The sequence below is a fragment of the Pseudomonas sp. TH07 genome (assembly GCF_016651285.1).
GTDB lineage: Bacteria > Pseudomonadota > Gammaproteobacteria > Pseudomonadales > Pseudomonadaceae > Aquipseudomonas.
The window spans coordinates 3,346,436-3,362,870 of sequence record NZ_JAEKED010000001.1 but is presented as its reverse complement, the minus strand read 5'-3'; the positions used below and the strand labels follow the sequence as shown (position 1 = coordinate 3,362,870).

Below are 16,435 nucleotides of genomic sequence, written 5' to 3'. Positions count from 1 at the left end.
CAGAGATTTACTCATGAACCGATACATGCCCATTACCGGACACGACAGCACTCTGCCTTCCCTGCTGATCGACACCCATGCGCCCATCGACGTGCTGCACGACGCAGCCGCCTACCGCATTCGTGCCGCCACCCAACTGCTGGAAAATTTTGCAGGCCCCGAGAAACCAGACCAAGCGCCGGTCGTGCTCCAGGAACTGACCCTGGCCTGTACCATCCTGCTGCGCGACGGCTGTGATTTACTGGACGTGACGACGCGACGCCTGCAAGAACAACTCACGCTCTAAAACAAAACGGGCGACCTGAGAGTCGCCCGCTTAATGCCATCAAGGAACATATGCCCGTAACACCATCGAACATACCTCACCGCCAAATCAGAGCGGTCTACGACGCCCACACCATTCGCGTCTACCAAGCCTATTGCGACACCATCGCCGACTCCGCCCTGGCCCACGGCACATTCGTCTCCCCACCGTTCAAAATGGAACGCATGACCTGGGTAAAACCGTCCTTCCTGTGGATGATGTACCGCGCCGGCTGGGGGTTTAAAGACGCCGGGCAAAAACGCATCCTCGCCATCGACATCAGCCGGGAAGGCTTCGAACGGGCACTGGCCAATGGTTGTTTAAGCCATGCCGATAAGTCCGTAAGCCAAGAACAATGGCTCACACTGAAAAACAATTCACCGGTACGCATTCAATGGGACCCGGAGCGGGATCTGCACTTGCAGCCACAGGAACACCGAGCGATTCAAATTGGATTGAGTAAAGAAGCGGTGCAGTTGTATGTGCATCAGTGGATACAGCGTATTACTGACGTCACACCCTTAGCCCATTCGATCTGCAAACTGGTTCAGGAGGGGGATTTGGTAAAGGCAAGGGAGATGATGCCGGTGGAGCGAGAGTACATATATCTCACTTAAAGAAAAACCTCCCAACCTTACCAAAAATGCAAATCAAACACCCACTAATAAAGCACAGCACCATCACACCAACAACCAACCAAGCTCTTATTATTCACTTATAAACACTAAAAAAATACTCGTCAACCCTATCACTATACAATATACGATCACTCAAAAAATCTACCACCTTCGAAACTACTATCCCCTTACGCAACTCACTTGGAAAATCCTCTATTGAGGCATAATCGCCAGGAACCAAATACCTATAGTAGTCTCCCATACTAGTTACTCCAACATACCCAACAGGATAATCTTGACCGGGTTTAGCCCCCTCAACCGCATGATATACAAAAAGGCCTTTATTTGCGGAGAGATTAGCCTCTGCATACGCTCCCAAGCCAACCAAATCAGAATTAAGCTTTTCAAATATTAACTCTTTAGAAAGCCGATCACTATTACGCCACGACGAATAATAATCCACACCAAATCCACCCTCCTTACTCTCGGGATAGCTTGTATAAACAGGAGACTCCTCCCACACAAACTCTGTTAATTTATCGAGTAAAAGCTCAACTGATTCGAGCTCAAGCAATACCCTCGGCAAATCCCCAAAGCAATTATTTACCATAACAGCAATTTTTCCGTTCTTATCCATTGCAAACCATGTATAGATAATTCCAAATCCTGGACGCCAATCTTTATTCAATTCACTCATCCTCCCCCCCACTAGGCCAAGTAGCACTACAGTTCTCACAAGCTTTAATTAGACCATCGTTCAGGTTATTGGGCCTTACGGCGTCCGTAAATTTTATTCCTGCTGGATTAACTCCTCGTCTAACCAACTGATCTGCACCTGAAACCTCCGCACAAGCACCAACCTTATTTTTGCAAAGAGCAGTGAACTGACCGACCTCAACGCCCAATTGACTTTCAATACACTTCACAGTAGCCGGATGCAACGCATCAAGAATTAAAGAACACTTTCGAATCTTTTACAAATCCATATGTGCCTTGCTTAACAGTAAAGGGCGATGCCATATGAGTTTTGATTGCTGCTTCATACTGAGCAAGCGTTTGGGAGTTTTTCTTTGTCGTCACTACACCAAAATCTGAGGCATGCTTGAATTTTTTATCCAACTACTTCTGCGTAACCCCAATTAGTTCCCCCGCACCACCAGTTCCTTTTGCCGCAACTAACTGCCGATGGCCTCTCTGCGACGGTACACGACCCGCCCAAGCTCAGATAACACCGGAAGTCTTTCGCTACCCACAATCAATTCAGAACGGCATCTCAAGCTAGAATTTTGATATACCGTATATTGACAAACAATATCTTCAATCTCCTCGACGTCATCCTCAAGGTTCTCTTCAAGATAGAACCTCAATACCCACTCATCGCCACACCACAGCAATGCGACCATTCTAAAGTTGGCAGAGACCGCCCCTACCAACGCCTGAACAAGCATTAGCACTTGAAAGTTCCAATCTTCCAGCACAGGCTGATCACTCATTTCTGACTCCAGTTTGGATTTGTGGGGACAATGCTCCGTACAGCCTCACCAAGTAGAGACTTACTCACAAGCAGCTTTTTTCGTTTTAAACCAAAAACCTAAATATTACTCGATCAGCCTTCAGCTTTTAGACCTCCTACTTTCTTCACATCAAACCCATAGGGCCAAACTGTTTCACTGTCAAATATCGCATTCGAAAAATCAGCAAACTCCAGTGACTTCACCTCCAAATTAGCGCCACTCAAGTTAGCATTACAAAATTTGGCGTACATAAGATCAGCACCGCTAAAATCAGAGCCTGAAAGATTAGCTCCCGTAAAGTCAGCGCCTACCGCAAAACACTCGGTCACGTTAGAAAATGACACATTGGCGCCAACCATAGTAGCATTCATCAAATTCGACCTACTTAAGTTTGCACCTTCAAGATTTGCATTATCAAATATAGCATTCCGAAGATTAGCCCTAACAAATTTAGCGCCACTCATATTCAACCCATAAAATATAGCACGATGAAACTCCCTTCCACTCAAATCCACGCCAACCAAACTATCATATGGAAGCTCAGCAGGTTCACCCACTTCAAAATTTATAATAATCATCCTACTCACCACCTATACTCATTTGGAGTTATTTTCAAGTCAGCCATAGGCTTCACCTTGCTCTCCTTATAAGAGGTTAGCACTCCCGGATCCACCTTGACTTCTCGCCCAAGAATCTTAGCTGCAATATACCGATGATTCCCATCAACGATCACATCCCCATCCATCTTGATAGCCGGCGCGATCTGCCCCTTCAAAAGCAAATCGACATAATTCTGAATCATTGGTAGCGATATATTATCTTGAGCACTTTTTATTGATTCTCCTTTGAGGGCCCATTCAATTACCTCAAGTGTTACATCACTTCCTTTCGAGATAGGACGCTCACTATACATCACCCCCGGATTCAACTTGTGCTCCGGAGTCACATACGCTCCACCCGTCTGTACTCCATCCAGCTGAGTCCCGCCAGTATGAGGTGTGGTGACAACCCCACCGCCTTCAGCATAGCCGCCACTTGCAGGGTTACGTCCTGATGCATCAACAATCGGGTTGACCAGTTTGCGGTTTTCATCATCAAGCAGGTGAATTGGGAATGCTGTTAGCGTTACCAACTCCCAGAGCTCCATCGAAATCCTCAGTTGCCTTTCCGCCTCCTGCTTTGTTGCACGTACATTTTTGCTAGCATTTTCGATCATCGCGTTGGCAACGCCGCGCATGCGCTCCTGATTTTCAGGTGTCGAAGCGTGATAGATCAAAGCTGTTGTCAATGCGGTCATCAACCCCGCAGCTGCGGCCCCCTGTACATAATTGTTCGAGCCCGCAGGAGTGCCGCTCAAGTTACCGAGCAATGTCGCTAGTTCAACTGACTTCTCCGGGCTCTCACGAGCAATTTCTTTCATGCGCGCAACGAGCAGTTTTTCCCTGTCGGAACTCAAGTCACCAAACTTATTTTTCAGCTGATACTCGATAGCCTCTGCTCGTTTGTTCTCATCCTTACTAACCAACTTGCGAGCATTTTCCCGTATTACTAATACATCATTCGCATATTTGGCCGCAGAGTTAACATCGCCTCCTGACGACATCAGAAAAACCATAGTGCCCAAAAGCTCATTTAGCTTTTCAAGCGTTTCTCCACTGTTCTCCCCATACAGCTCAACACTCTTCTTCCACTGATCGTAAGTTTTCTCTGGGCTTAATACCGCACCAACCGAGGACCCCGTGGCATACAACTCCGTCCGCTCTTCCTTATCCTTGGTGATCTCATACGCTTTGCTCACATCCCGATTCAGCCCGGCCGTTGAATCAGTCCCGGTCTCGGCGTCTTTGCGCACCACGATTTCGCCGGCGCCGACGGTGGCGCGGACGATCTGCTCGCGTTCTTTCTCGTAGTTCCAGCCTTCGACGCTCCAGCCGGTTTTGCCTTCCTCGCCCTTGCCCACCTGGCTGCCGTCCTGGACGGTGCTGCCTTTGTTGTTGCCACCGGCGTTGTAGGTGCCGCCTACGTTCAGGTAGTAACCGTGTTCCTTGTCCTGCCCGGCGATGTCGCTGAAGCCCAGGGTGCCGGTGTCGAGTTTGAGGTTGCCGTTGTCGGCGGCAATCAGGGCACCGTCGAGTTGGGTGTGGTTTTCGGTGCGGATATCGACTTTGTTCTTGCCGGTGATGCTGGTTTGTTCTTCGACCCAATCGGTCTTGCCGGTGGTCTGGCCGTAGCCAACCGAGCCGCTGATCCCGGCCCCGGGGCCGAAGGTAGCGGTGACGTTGATGTCGAACTCTTTGCCCTTGACCTTGCCGGTATCGGCCACCGAGGAGACATTGAGGTCGCCGCCGACGCGGCCGACGACTTCATCAGCGCGCAGGTTGGCCCCGGCGATGTTGGTGTCTTTGCCGCTGGAGAAGCCCAGGCGGTCGCCGGCATAGAGGTAAGCTTCCTGCTGGCGTTCGCCTTCACGCTCAAGGTTACCTTTGCCCAGGCTGACGCTGACGTAGACACCAACGCCCTCGGACCCAAAGGTGAAACCCGCCTCACCGCCGCCGCTGTGGCGATTGTTTTCGCTGCTGCTGTCGTTATGCGCCGAGCGGATATTCAGCTCGTTGCCGGCATTCAGTTCAATGTCGCGCTCAGCCCTGGCCTGGGTGCCGATCAGGTTCAGATCGTTGCTGGCCTTGAGGTTGATATCGCGCCCCGCCCCCAGCTGCGTGGCGGTGGATGAACCCTGGGTGCTCTCGCCGCTGGAGGTGCCGTAGCTGCCACCGACACCAATCTTGATACCGCCGCTGGTGCCCCCATGAATGCCGCCCCAACTCTCGGTGTTGCGGGTTTCTTCACTGACACCGCCCTTGGCCACGTCAAAGGTCACATCCCGACCTTTGACGTTGATGTCGCGTCCGGCATCCAGCTGGCTGCCCTTGACCAGTACATCGTTGTTGGCGTTCAGGTTGAGGTCGTTGCCGGCGTTGAGGGTCGAGGAGCGGTTGCTCTGCTCGATGACTTGCTGGGTGTTGCTCTGCTTGCTGTTGCCGAATTTGACGTCCGCTGTCGGGCCGGCCAGGAACTGGCCAACAGCATCAATCCCCTTGAGGGTACTGGAGCCTTTGCTGACGCCGTTCTCACCGTCTCCGGCCCCATCCACGGCGTCTTTGGTTTTGCCGTAGTTGTGATTGATGGTCACGCCCAGACCGTTGCGCTCGGTTTCGCGCTGTCGCTCGGTCAGCAGGGTTTCCCGCGCGGCGTCGATTTTGATGTCGCGACCGGCATTCAGGTTGATGTCGTTGTCAGCCAACAGGTCGGAACCGACCTGATTGATGTCGCGCTTGGCGTTGACTGTCAGGTCCTGGCCGGCACTGATCTGGCTGGCGGCGGCCGTCTGGTGTTCGACGCGGTTCTTTTCCTTGCTGCTATCGGCGCCGGCAAAGAAGCTGACGCCGTTGTCGTCACTGGACACGCCCAGGCCGACCTGCTTGAGCTTCGACCAATCCTGTTCGGCCGTAGAGTTTTGTGCGGCGACCACGTTGACGTCACGCCCGGCATCCAGGCTGACGTTGCGCCCGGCGCTGATACCGCTGCCCACCACATTGATATCGCGCTCGGCCTGCAAGGTCGCATCGCGATCAGCCGCTACATGACTGCCAACGCTGGTGCTGCTTTGCGCCTGACGCCCCGACTCCTTGGCCGAGGCGATGGAGATGAACCCGCCAGAGGAAGACAGCCCGACTTTTTTCTTGTACTGCTCACTGCGGCTATACGCCGTGTCGCTGGCCGAGACCAGATTGATATCGCCGTTTTTGTCGACCAACCCGGCACGCAATTCAACGTCATTCCCGGCACTGGCTTCGCTGGCCCGCAGGCGGATGTCGTTACCGGCGGCCACCACGACGTCGTTGCCGGCGTCCAACTGGCTGCCAACCTGGGTCGCCGTGGTCTTGAGCTGGCTCTTGCCACTTTTGGACAGTCCGAGGAAACCGGATTTGGTTTTCTTGCTGTATGAACCGTGCTCCTCAACGCCGGACAGGATAGCCACGTCCCCGGTGGCACCGATCATCAGGTCATCCCCGGCCTTGAGCTGGCTGCCAATCACCGTGACATCTCGACCGCCGTTGATGGTCATGCCGCCATCGGCTTTTTGGCTGCTGTTGAGGGTCAGGTTTTTACCGGCCTCCACCACCGAAGCGATGTTGGTGCTGTCATAACTTTCGTTCTGTTTGCTCTTGCTGCGACCGAAAGAGCCTTTGCTCTTTTTCGAATAGAACGAGGCGCTTTCATCCTTGGCGGACAGCACGTTGATATCGCCGACTGCATCCAGTGCAACGTTCTGCCCTGCTTTCACATGGCTGGCGACCAGCGTCAGATCCTCGCCGGCCTTTATCGAAAGGTCACCGCCCGCCAGAACCGTGGACGATTGCTGACGTATCTGGTCGTTGCTGCTTTTGACTTTCTTGCTTTTGAAGTCGGTGTGGCTTTCATTCGCCGCCGATTCGATGGAGACGTTGCGCCCCGCACTCAATGCCAGGTCCTGCTGCGCGCCAACGCTGCTGGCGACCACATTGAGGTCGCGCCCCGCCACCGCCGCCAGCTTCCCACCCACCGTTACCTCACTCCCAAACTGGGTGGTCTGGCTCTGGCTCCAGCTGGATTTTTTACCGCGGCCTTGGCTGCTGTTGACTTGCTCGGCGGCGACGAGGTCCAGGTCGCGACCGGCCTTGAGGCTGGCGTTGCCGCCGGCTTGCAGCACGCTGCCGCTGTTGCGGATGTCGTTGCCAGCGGTCAGGGCCAGGGTGTTGCCGGCTTCAATGCGGGCGGCGTTGTCGAGGAATTCGCGGTGCTGGGTGGTGTTGCCGTAGCGGCTGTCCTGGCCGGCTTTGGAGCGTTCGTTGAGTATGTCGCCCTGGACTGCAACCAGGCTCACGTCCTGGCCTTTGAGGATCCCGCCCTGGGCGTTGCGGATGCTGTCGGTGGCCAGGAGTGACAGGCGTTCGTTGGCTTGCATCAGCCCGCTGTTGCTGATGTTTTGCGCGCTGGCTTGCAGGTTGGCGCTGGCGCGCAGGGTGCCCTGGTTGGCCAGGGTGCCGCCGGAGATCAGGTTCAGGTCGCGGCCCTGGATCAAGGCCCCAGTCGGCGCTAGGCGGTTGTTGGCCTGGGCCAGATACAGCACGGGCACCAGGACTTTTTCGCCGCGCACTTCCTGCTCTTCCATCCACACGATGTCGTGGGTCAGGGCGGCCACTTGGGCGGAGCTCAGGGCGATGCCCGGCGCCAGGTTGAGTGCGGTCTTGCTGGCGATGGCGTTGTCCATCAGGTAGCGGAACATCGCCTCGTCGCTGTCCAGCCCGGCAATGAACCGTTGCCCGGTGCGCGCCGCCACCGCTTCGCGAATCAGTCGTTGTTCGTAGAGGCCATCACCGAGGCGGCGCTGGGTCTGGTCGCTGTTGAAGCCGACGCGGCTGAGGAGGTAGTCGGAGTTGATAAAACCATTGAGGCTGGCGAACGCCGGGTTGGTTTCGACCAGGTATTTGTGCTGCGGGTTGCTGCTGATCTGGAACAGACCCTGGGGCCCTTCCGGCAGGCTGAAGCCGGGCAGGGTCAGCGGGTTGACGGCTTTCTGCGCCAGATCCGGTGCCAGTTGCGCGTTGAACTGCGCCTGGGCCTGGGCCGAGCTGTCGACATCGGTCGCACCGACACGGCTGGCCCCTGCGGTGAAGGATTCGCCAGGGCGGATAAAGCCGTTTTCCAGTTTCTGGCTGCCGGTCACCGTGACCAGGCCGGCGCTTTCGATAATCGCGGTCGAGCCTTCGACCAGCCCCGAGGTCAGGACCTTGCTGAAGCCGCTGAGGCCGCCCAGGGCGATGGCAGCGAAGGGCAGTGCATCGGGGTTGTAGCTGGGGGAGGCCGGGTTGTTGTAGGCGTTGAAGCGCCCGATGTTGTTGACGAAGGTGTAGTAGGCGTCTTCGTTCTTGGTGTAGATGCCGTAGGAGTAGTAGCGTTCTTCCCCGCCGCCGGCGCCTAGGTTGTTCAGGACCTGGGTGTCCAGGGTGATGGGGCCACCGGCCGAGACGCTGCTGAACTGGTTGTCGAAACGATCGCCCTTGAACTGCAGTTCGCCACCGGCCACCAGGTTGGCCCGCGCCGAGTCTTCGGTGACTTTGGTGCCGTAGATTTCAGTGAGGCTGTAATAGGCCTCGCAATGCTTGCCCTTGCAGTTGTCGGTGGAATTGAGGGTGATCTGGCCGGAGGTCAGCGCCGGGATAAAGCTCAGCTTTTCCTTGCGGTTGATCAGGTGGGTCGCCAGCAGTTGCATGCCGTGGGCGCTTTCAATGGTGCCGGAGATGTTTTCGACCAGGCGAGTTGCACGGCCGTTTTCATCACCAATGTCGAGCCGACCCAGGCTGTAGATGTCGCCCTTGTTGTTGGTCACACTGCCGGCCTGAAGGGCCATGTCTTTGCCGCTGAATATCAGCCCGCCCTGGTTGACCAGGGTCGGGGTTTCAATACGCAGGGTTTTGCCGGCACCCAGGGTGCCCAGGTTGGTCAGACTGGTGACTTGCAGCAGCACATCACCGCTGGCGGTGAGGCTGCCCTGGTTGAGCAAGTGGCTGCCGAGGGTGAAGTCCGCCTTGCCACCGCTGCGCACTTGCGCACCCTGCCCCAGTTCGGCGCTGGCGGCGGCGAAGGTCATCCGGCCCTGGCTCTTGAGCGCCCCACTGCCGCGGTAGCTGCCACTGAGGATCAGCTTGAGGTCGCCTTCTGTCTCAAGGCTGCCGTCGTTGATCCAATGCTGGCCACTGCCCTCGACGCCTTCGACGGAGACCAGTTTGCCGCTGGCAGTCTGGGTGAAGGTACCGACCTTGAGGCCGATTTTTTGCGCCTGGATCAGGCTGGTGTTGGTCCAGTCGGCGAGGTCCAGATTGAGCTGGCTGTTGGTGATAAAGCTGCCGCCAGCGTTGCCGGTGTCGGCCAGCGACAGGTCGAAACCTTGCGCGCCGAGGTGGCGCACGCTGCCCTGCTGATTGCTCAAGCCCAGACTGGATAGCGCGAAGCGGTCGTTGCCGATTTCCACCAGGCCTTGGTCGTTATTGAACTGGCCACCGATCTTGAATTGGCTTTTACCCGGCGTACCCAGGGCGCGCAGTTGGCCGTTGCGGTTACTCACGGAGCCGGTATCGAGGGCCAGGGTCTGTCGGGCTTCGATCAGGCCGCGGTTGTTATCCAGCGTGCCGTTGAGCGTGAGGTCGATGTGCTCGCCACCAAGGCTGCCCTTTTGGTTGCGCAGGCTGTCGGCATCCACTGTCAGTTGCTGTTGGGCGCTGATTTCGCCGTTGTCGTTGCTGATCTCGCCGCGCTTGAGCGCCAGGTCGCCATGGGTCGCCACCAGGTGCCCGCGGTCATTGTTAAGGCGGGTACTGCTGGTGAGTTCCAGGCTCTCGGCGCGGACATCGCCCTGGGTGTTGTCGAAGCTGCTGGCGCTGGCCGTGAGTGTGCCGCCCAGGGCGTTAAGCCGGCCCTGCTGGTTGCGCAGGTCTTCGGCAGCCAGGGTCAGGACCCCGGCGCCAGTGAGAATCTTGCCGCCGCCGTTGTCCAGTACCTCGGTTGCCGTGGCCTTGAGTTCACCGCTGTTGGCCTGCAGGGTGCCACCCCGGTTGTCGAGGTTCCTGGCGTCGAGGGTCAAGCCACCGGCCTGGCTCAGGATCAGGCCTCGATCACGGTTATCCAGGGTATCGCTGAGCGTCACCTTCAGCGCTTGATTGCTGGCGAGCGTGCCGTCGCGGTTGTCCAGGCGCTCACCCTCCAGGCTCAACGCCTGCTGGCCGATGACCTTGCCGCCACGGTTGTCCAGGGTGCCGGCCTTGAGGGTCGCGGTGCCGGCGGCAACCAGTTCGGCGTTGCGGTTATCCAGTTGCTTGAGGTCGGTGGCCAGGGTGCCCTGGGCGCTGATGTTGCCCTGGTTGCTCAGGGTGCCGCCCTGGGCTTGCAGGTGACTGGCGCGGTTGACGCTGCCGTCATGCTTGAGCCCGGCATTCAGGCTGCCACGGTTGACGATCTGCTGGCCTTCGACATGCAAGTTACCGGCAGCCGTCAGGCTTTTATCGAGCTCAAGCGTGCCTGCGGCCACGACCTTGGCATCCCGCCCGGCATAAACGCTGTCGTTCAGCGCGATGTCCTGGGCCTTGAGCTTGACGTCGCCCTGGGTGGCCTCGGTACGGGCCAGGGTCAGCTTGCCGCTGGCATCGAGTTGCAGATCACCCGCGCTGGCGACCATGTCCCCGGCGAGCTTGACCCCAACCCCGGCCTCGGTGCCCACCAGCTTGATGGTGCCGGCGTACATGCCGCCCAGGGCCGAGGAGTCGATGGCCAACTGCGGCGCCGGGCTGGCGTCTGTCGCCTTGGCAGTGGCGACCAGGGTGCCCGCATCGACCTCGTTGCGACCGCTGATGATCGCCAGGTGCTGGGCGTGTAGTTCAGCGTTGATCTTGGCGCTGCGGGTGATGAGTTCGAACTGGTTGACGTTGCTTGCGTTAAGGCCGCGACCTTCGATGGCAATCGCGCCGCCGTCCACGTCGTAACGGGTCAAGCGGCCGTTTTCCAGGACCGGCCTACCGGTGCTGAGGGTGACCTTGGGCGTATTGATAAAGCCGCAGCCGTCACAGCTGATGCCGTGGGGGTTGGCGACGATGACGTGGGCGCCCTGCCCCGCGACTTCGGTGTAGCCCTTGAGCTGGCTAGGGCTGCCGCCGTTGACCTCATTGAGAATGACGTTGGCCGCGCGCCCGTTGAGGTTGCTGTTGCCGATGATGTAGCCGCCCAGTTGGGTGCTTTGCAGATTGCTGGTGGCGTTGTTGAGGATGACGCCCTGCTGACCGACGTTGTAATCGCTGAATTTGTTGTGGGACAGGCCGCTGCCATTGGGCGTGGCGATGTTGACGATGGGCACGCCGTTGGCTGCCTGGCCGACGCTGGTGGCGCTGCCGTTGACCACGATGCCGTCCGCCTGCGCCAGCAGCGGCTGCCAGAACATCGCATTGGCCAGGACCAAGGCCAGCCCACGTTTGGGCAGGCCCCAGAACGATTCACGAGGTTGCAGGGCAGCCGAAGGCTGACGGGCCAGGAAGGCGAATTGACGAACGTCCATGTCGTGTATCTCGGATAAAGAGCGGCGTTAAAGGAAGAAATCCATACGGAAGTAGATCGGTGCTTCGCGCTCGCTCAGGGCATCTGGCCGCTCGAGGGAGTGGGCGAAGGTCACGCTGGCGGCCAGGTGCTGGCCGCGGGCGAAAAACTCCAAGGAGTTACTGGAGACCCGTCCGTGCTGTTCAACGTTGTAGCGGTCATGGCGGATGGCGCCGAGGTCATAGCCCAGTCCCGTGCCGTACTCGGCGAACGCCGGTCGCAGCCAACCCCAGGTCACCGGGCGGCTCCAGCGCAGGTCGTTGCGCCAGTAGTAGCCGCTGTCGCCATTGAGACTCTGGTCCTTGTAGCCCCGGATCGAGGACTGGCTGCCCAGGCTCATGCGCTGCGGGCTGAACAGTACGTCCTCACTGCGTTGGCCAGTGATCAGGCTGCTGAACACCAGCGACTCATCCCACAATTTGAACGGTTGCAGGTAACTGGCGGTGGCCGTGTATTTGCGATAACGCGCGTTGGGCGTGAGGTTGCCGTAGCGGTCGCGGCGCTGGTCATTGGCCTGGGCGTCGAAGGCGCCGATGCCGTTCTGCAGGCCCAGGTCGAGGTTGAGGAACGCGCTGCCAACCCGCCGCCCATGGTTGATACCGAACTGGGCTTCGCTCAGGCGATTACTGCTGACATCCAGCTTGCTGTCTTCGAAGTAATTGTTGCTGCGCAAGTAGCTCAGGCCGCCGTTGAGCGAAGTCTTGCTGACCGAGTCGCGGTGGATCACGCGTTCGAGACGCAGTTGATGGGTCTGGCTGTCGCCGGTCTGTTTGAAGTTCATGCCCTCGCCCTGCACCAGGGAGCGGTACTCGCTCTGGCTGTAGCTGTAGCTGAGGTTCCACCAGCCAAAGGGCAGGTTGTAATAGAGCATCGCGCTGCGTGAGGTCTTGCGGTGATCGCTGATCGCGTCATGGCCGCCACGCAACACAAACTGGTCGGCCAGCCCAAGGGGGCTGTCCCACTCGAACGAGCTGCCCCACTGTTGCTCGCCGGTGCTTTTCTGCCCGTCGTTGCTGCGGGAAAGACCCGCGCGCCAGGGCTTTTGCGGGGTGTTTTTGACCAGCACCGTGCTGCCGCCGACCTGGGTCCCTGGGGTCAGCTCCATCTGTGCCTGGTTGGATGCCAGGCGATTGAGCTGGTCGACCAGTTGCTCGACCTCCCGCAGGTTGAGCAGGTCACCGGGCTTGCCGGGGAAGGCCATGGCCAGCTCACGCTCGGACAGCCGACTGCCGTCGGCGCCCTTCAGGCCTTCGAGTTTTCCTTCGACGACCTGCACCCGCAACTGACCTGTGGCGAGGTCCTGCTGCGGCAGGTAGGCGCGACTGGTGACCAGCCCCCGAGCAATGTAATGGTCGGTGATGACCTTGAGCAGCTCGTTGAGCCGGGCCACGCCCAGGCATTGGCCGATATAGGGCTTGAGCAGGCGCTCGCGCTCGGTACCGGAAAGCGCTTCGGCGCCATTGAGCTCGATGGTCTTGACCAGGAAGCAGCGGCTGTCCGCAGGGGCGGCCGGCGTCGTGGGGGCAAGGGTTTTACCGGGCAGATCCTTGAGTTCTTCAAGGCGCCGTTGCTGCTCTTCCAGCAAGCGGTTCTGGCGGTCGCGGATCAGTTCCTGATCGCCCGGATTGGTCGCGGCCAAGGTCGCATCGGGCATAGCAGAAAACCAGAGCAGGCACACAAACGCAGCGCGCAAGCGATTCCCGAGGGAGGGTAGGTACATGTTCAATCCTTTGATAAGGCACTGCAGTCCATGCAGAAAACGCGGCGATGTTAAGTGGCCACCATTCTGGCGTCAATTAACCGTTGAATGACCCCCGACCAGCGGCGCATGCATGGCCGTGGGTTCGAAGCGCGCCGATTCTAAAACCCATGTAGTAGACGAGCCAATGAGACATTTCTTAATCCATACGTTGTCTTTTATGCCGGCACAAACCCAAACCCCATATCCCCCTCGAAGCTGAAACACATGAACCACCCATGATCCGCGGCCAGCAGGTAGTGGTGCTGGGGAATGGAAAACAGACACTCCGGCACCTCGAGCAAGGCCAAGACATCGCCCACTACTGCAAGGCTGGTGGCGCTGTCACCGACGTACACGGCGTCTCCGGCGAGGCGAAATTGCTGGGCCATCCGGGCAAAGAAGTCGCTGAAGGCCTGGGTCTGCTGCTGGCGATCCAGCGCCACCTCGGTCACCGCGAACGGCAGGCTCGGCCAGTGTGGGCGCAGGTTGCGGATCTCGAACCAGCCCTTCATCAGGTCAAAGTAAGCATCGACTTGCGGTTCGATCCGCAGTTGGCCGCTGGCGAGCGGCTGGCGCAGGTCCTGCAGCAGTTCCTGGTCAAAGTAGTTACTCATCTGCGGTGTGCTCCGGGTCGGATTCTGCCTTGTCGCGCAGAGCCTGGGCCAGGCGTTCCATGGCCTCGGCGTCGCGCTCGGTACGGATGTTCTGCTTCAGGGTCGGCAATAACAGGTACGCCAACAGGCTGCGGTCGCGTGGGGATTGGGGAAGGCGCTGGGCGACCCAGTCGGCCAGCACTCGGGTGGGCATGATCGAACAAAACGCCTGATAAGGCCGGGCGCTGGCGAAGGACAACGTCAGGTAGTGCTCGGCCAGCAACCGTTGCTCGCTGCGCTGCCAGGAACGATGGGGGATCAGTTGCAGGGCGACTGCGCTTGCAGGGCTGGCAGCGGGGTATTCGCGCAGCAGCCACTGCGCGGCCTCGGCGGAGCTCATGGCACGCAGGGTGGCGCACTGCTGGTTCAATTGGGCATCCATTGCTCATCTCATTGCTGATAACTGCTTTCCCGGCCGCACGGGGCTTCGGGGCGCTCACGATAACAGCCGGCCAGCGGAAACAAAGTCATTTCCTGGCGCTGCGCAGCGCCTGAAACTCTGAACTTTTATCCGCCCCTCGGCCTCAACCGGGTAACTGCCTTATCGGACCCCGAGGCCACTGCCATGAAAACCATGCGTAACCTTGTCATCGCCAGCACCCTGCTCTGCGCCCTGCCCGCCTGGGCCTGCACCCTCGAAGAGGCCACCGCCAAGCGCGAACAGCTGGCCCAGGAAGTGACGAAACTCACCCAGCAGAACCCAACCAAGGCCAAGGAAATCAATGATGAGTTGCAAAAGATGAACCTGGAAACCGCGAGCAAGGACCTGCCCGACAAGTGCCAGTTGATCGATCAGCGCCTCAAGGAACTCGACACCGCCGGCAAGAAAGCCGACAGCTGATAGTCCGGATGCAAAAAGCCCGGAACAGGTCCGGGCTTTTTTCAGGGTCACGCCAGGCGCTTATTCAGCGGCTGGAGCTTCCGGCTTGCGGCGCTTGAGCGGCGCCATGCCGTCCTTGCTGACCAGCGACAGGGCATCGGTTTTTGGCCGATTGGCGATCTTGCGCTTGGTTGGAGCCTTGGCCCCGGTCTTCTTCTTGTCGCCCTTGGCGTCGACCTTTTTCTTCTTCACGCCCACGGCCTTGCCCGAAGCCTTGACCTTTTTCGGTCCGCCGTAGGTGCCTTTGACTTCCTTGATGGTGCGGCGCTCGAAGCTCTGCTTGAGGTAGCGCTCGACGCTCGACATCAAGTTCCAGTCGCCGTGGCAGATCAGCGAGATGGCCAGGCCATCATTGCCGGCGCGGCCGGTACGACCGATACGGTGCACGTATTCGTCGCCGCTGCGTGGCATGTCGAAGTTGATCACCAGGTCCAGGCCGTCCACATCGAGGCCGCGTGCGGCTACGTCGGTGGCCACCAGGATCTTGACCCCGCCCTGCTTCAGGCGGTCGATGGCCAGCTTGCGGTCCTTCTGGTCTTTCTCGCCGTGCAGGACGAACGCTTTGTAGTCCTGCGCCACCAGGCGGCCGTAAATGCGGTCGGCCATGGCCCGGGTGTTGGTGAACACGATGGCCTTCTGGTAGGTCTCGTTGGCCAACAGCCAGTTGACGATCTGTTCTTTGTGCTGGTTGTGGTCAGCGGTAATGATTTGCTGACGGGTGGTAGCGTTTAGCTGGCTGACGGCGTTGAGCTGCAGGTGCTCCGGGTTGTTCAGGACCTTGGCGATCATTTCGCGCAGGCCCGAACCGCCGGTGGTGGCCGAGAACAGCATGGTTTGCTGGCGGTTGGTGCACTCTTCCACCAGGCGCTGCACGTCTTCGGCAAACCCCATGTCGAGCATGCGGTCGGCTTCGTCGAGTACCAGTACTTCGACTTCTTTCAAATCGAGGTTGCCGGCGTTGAGTTGCTCGATCATGCGGCCCGGGGTGCCGATCAGGATGTCCGGCACCTTGCGCAGCATGGCGGCCTGGACCTTGAAGTCTTCACCGCCGGTGATCAGGCCGGACTTGATGAAGGTGAACTGCGAGAAACGCTCGACTTCCTTCAGGGTCTGCTGGGCCAGTTCGCGGGTCGGCAGCAGGATCAGGGTCTTGATGCTGACGCGGACCTTGGCCGGGCCGATCAGGCGATTGAGGATCGGCAAGACAAAAGCCGCAGTCTTGCCGCTGCCGGTTTGAGCTGTCACCCGCAGGTCACGCCCTTGGAGCGCGAGCGGGATAGCCGCTGCTTGCACAGGCGTAGGCTCGACAAATTTAAGCTCGGCCACGGCTTTGAGCAGGCGTTCGTGCAGGGCGAATTGGGAAAACACGGGTGCTACCTCGAAGATATGCAAAAAAACAGCTGCATAGGTTACCGGTTTCGAGCGCCGAGGCCGAGTTTCTTTGCGCGAACGGCGCTAAACCGATGGTTTTTTGTCAGCGGGTTTGTCGGCAACCGTCACTTTTTACGGCTTAAATGCTCTAATCGACCGAACTTGTCTTACAGAA

At 58.4% G+C, this 16,435-nt stretch carries 12 protein-coding genes; 3 read left to right on the top strand and 9 right to left on the bottom strand.

The window, feature by feature from the left end; genetic code table 11:
- Window positions 1-13: 13 nt before the first annotated feature.
- Window positions 14-286 carry a hypothetical protein gene (locus JFU57_RS15645; protein ID WP_201129959.1) on the top strand — a complete coding sequence of 91 codons (273 nt, stop codon included), beginning with the start codon at window positions 14-16 and terminating at the stop codon, window positions 284-286.
- Window positions 287-336: 50 nt separating this feature from the next.
- Window positions 337-921 carry a DUF4291 domain-containing protein gene (locus JFU57_RS15640; protein WP_201129957.1) on the top strand — a complete coding sequence of 195 codons (585 nt, stop codon included), beginning with the start codon at window positions 337-339 and terminating at the stop codon, window positions 919-921.
- Window positions 922-1,015: 94 nt separating this feature from the next.
- Here the strand turns inward: JFU57_RS15640 and JFU57_RS15635 are convergent, their stop codons facing one another.
- The 8 genes from JFU57_RS15635 to JFU57_RS15600 all read right to left on the bottom strand — a co-directional run bounded on the left by JFU57_RS15635 (window position 1,016) and on the right by JFU57_RS15600 (window position 14,391).
- Window positions 1,016-1,618: a hypothetical protein gene (locus JFU57_RS15635; RefSeq protein WP_201129955.1), complete on the bottom strand. Its 603-nt coding sequence runs from the start codon at window positions 1,616-1,618 to the stop codon at window positions 1,016-1,018.
- A gap of 248 nt (window positions 1,619-1,866) precedes the next feature.
- Window positions 1,867-2,040, bottom strand: a complete 174-nt coding sequence (locus tag JFU57_RS15630) for a colicin D domain-containing protein (RefSeq protein ID WP_201129954.1) — start codon at window positions 2,038-2,040, stop codon at window positions 1,867-1,869.
- Window positions 2,041-2,096: 56 nt separating this feature from the next.
- On the bottom strand, window positions 2,097-2,414 hold the full coding sequence (locus tag JFU57_RS15625; RefSeq protein WP_201129952.1) for a hypothetical protein: 318 nt from the start codon (window positions 2,412-2,414) through the stop codon (window positions 2,097-2,099).
- A gap of 113 nt (window positions 2,415-2,527) precedes the next feature.
- Window positions 2,528-3,013, bottom strand: a complete 486-nt coding sequence (locus JFU57_RS15620) for a pentapeptide repeat-containing protein (protein WP_201129950.1) — start codon at window positions 3,011-3,013, stop codon at window positions 2,528-2,530.
- A gap of 5 nt (window positions 3,014-3,018) precedes the next feature.
- Window positions 3,019-11,577: a hemagglutinin repeat-containing protein gene (locus tag JFU57_RS15615; protein ID WP_201129948.1), complete on the bottom strand. Its 8,559-nt coding sequence runs from the start codon at window positions 11,575-11,577 to the stop codon at window positions 3,019-3,021.
- A gap of 27 nt (window positions 11,578-11,604) precedes the next feature.
- The gene (locus JFU57_RS15610; RefSeq protein ID WP_201129946.1) at window positions 11,605-13,335 is read right to left on the bottom strand and encodes a ShlB/FhaC/HecB family hemolysin secretion/activation protein; all 1,731 of its coding nucleotides are present in this window, start codon (window positions 13,333-13,335) and stop codon (window positions 11,605-11,607) included.
- Window positions 13,336-13,532: 197 nt separating this feature from the next.
- Window positions 13,533-13,970 carry a hypothetical protein gene (locus JFU57_RS15605; protein ID WP_201129944.1) on the bottom strand — a complete coding sequence of 146 codons (438 nt, stop codon included), beginning with the start codon at window positions 13,968-13,970 and terminating at the stop codon, window positions 13,533-13,535.
- Window positions 13,963-14,391 carry a hypothetical protein gene (locus JFU57_RS15600; protein WP_201129942.1) on the bottom strand — a complete coding sequence of 143 codons (429 nt, stop codon included), beginning with the start codon at window positions 14,389-14,391 and terminating at the stop codon, window positions 13,963-13,965. The genes JFU57_RS15605 and JFU57_RS15600 overlap by 8 nt, the downstream gene beginning before the upstream one ends.
- Before the next feature lie 183 nt (window positions 14,392-14,574).
- Here JFU57_RS15600 and JFU57_RS15595 point away from each other — a divergent pair, with 183 nt between their 5' ends.
- Window positions 14,575-14,850 carry a hypothetical protein gene (locus tag JFU57_RS15595; protein ID WP_201129941.1) on the top strand — a complete coding sequence of 92 codons (276 nt, stop codon included), beginning with the start codon at window positions 14,575-14,577 and terminating at the stop codon, window positions 14,848-14,850.
- A 60-nt stretch (window positions 14,851-14,910) separates the two neighbouring features.
- On the opposite strand, the gene JFU57_RS15590 is transcribed toward JFU57_RS15595, so the two are convergent.
- Window positions 14,911-16,257, bottom strand: a complete 1,347-nt coding sequence (locus tag JFU57_RS15590; RefSeq protein WP_078473893.1) for a DEAD/DEAH box helicase — start codon at window positions 16,255-16,257, stop codon at window positions 14,911-14,913.
- Between the last annotated feature and the right edge of the window lie 178 nt (window positions 16,258-16,435).

Coding starts and splice junctions, on each gene's coding strand:
- JFU57_RS15605 (WP_201129944.1), bottom strand. CDS start 13,970: ATGAGTAACTACTTTGACCAGGAACTGCTGCAGGACCTGCGCCAGCCG.
- JFU57_RS15625 (WP_201129952.1), bottom strand. CDS start 2,414: ATGAGTGATCAGCCTGTGCTGGAAGATTGGAACTTTCAAGTGCTAATG.
- JFU57_RS15620 (WP_201129950.1), bottom strand. CDS start 3,013: ATGATTATTATAAATTTTGAAGTGGGTGAACCTGCTGAGCTTCCATAT.
- JFU57_RS15645 (WP_201129959.1), top strand. CDS start 14: ATGAACCGATACATGCCCATTACCGGACACGACAGCACTCTGCCTTCC.
- JFU57_RS15595 (WP_201129941.1), top strand. CDS start 14,575: ATGAAAACCATGCGTAACCTTGTCATCGCCAGCACCCTGCTCTGCGCC.
- JFU57_RS15600 (WP_201129942.1), bottom strand. CDS start 14,391: ATGGATGCCCAATTGAACCAGCAGTGCGCCACCCTGCGTGCCATGAGC.
- JFU57_RS15610 (WP_201129946.1), bottom strand. CDS start 13,335: ATGTACCTACCCTCCCTCGGGAATCGCTTGCGCGCTGCGTTTGTGTGC.
- JFU57_RS15640 (WP_201129957.1), top strand. CDS start 337: ATGCCCGTAACACCATCGAACATACCTCACCGCCAAATCAGAGCGGTC.
- JFU57_RS15615 (WP_201129948.1), bottom strand. CDS start 11,577: ATGGACGTTCGTCAATTCGCCTTCCTGGCCCGTCAGCCTTCGGCTGCC.
- JFU57_RS15635 (WP_201129955.1), bottom strand. CDS start 1,618: ATGAGTGAATTGAATAAAGATTGGCGTCCAGGATTTGGAATTATCTAT.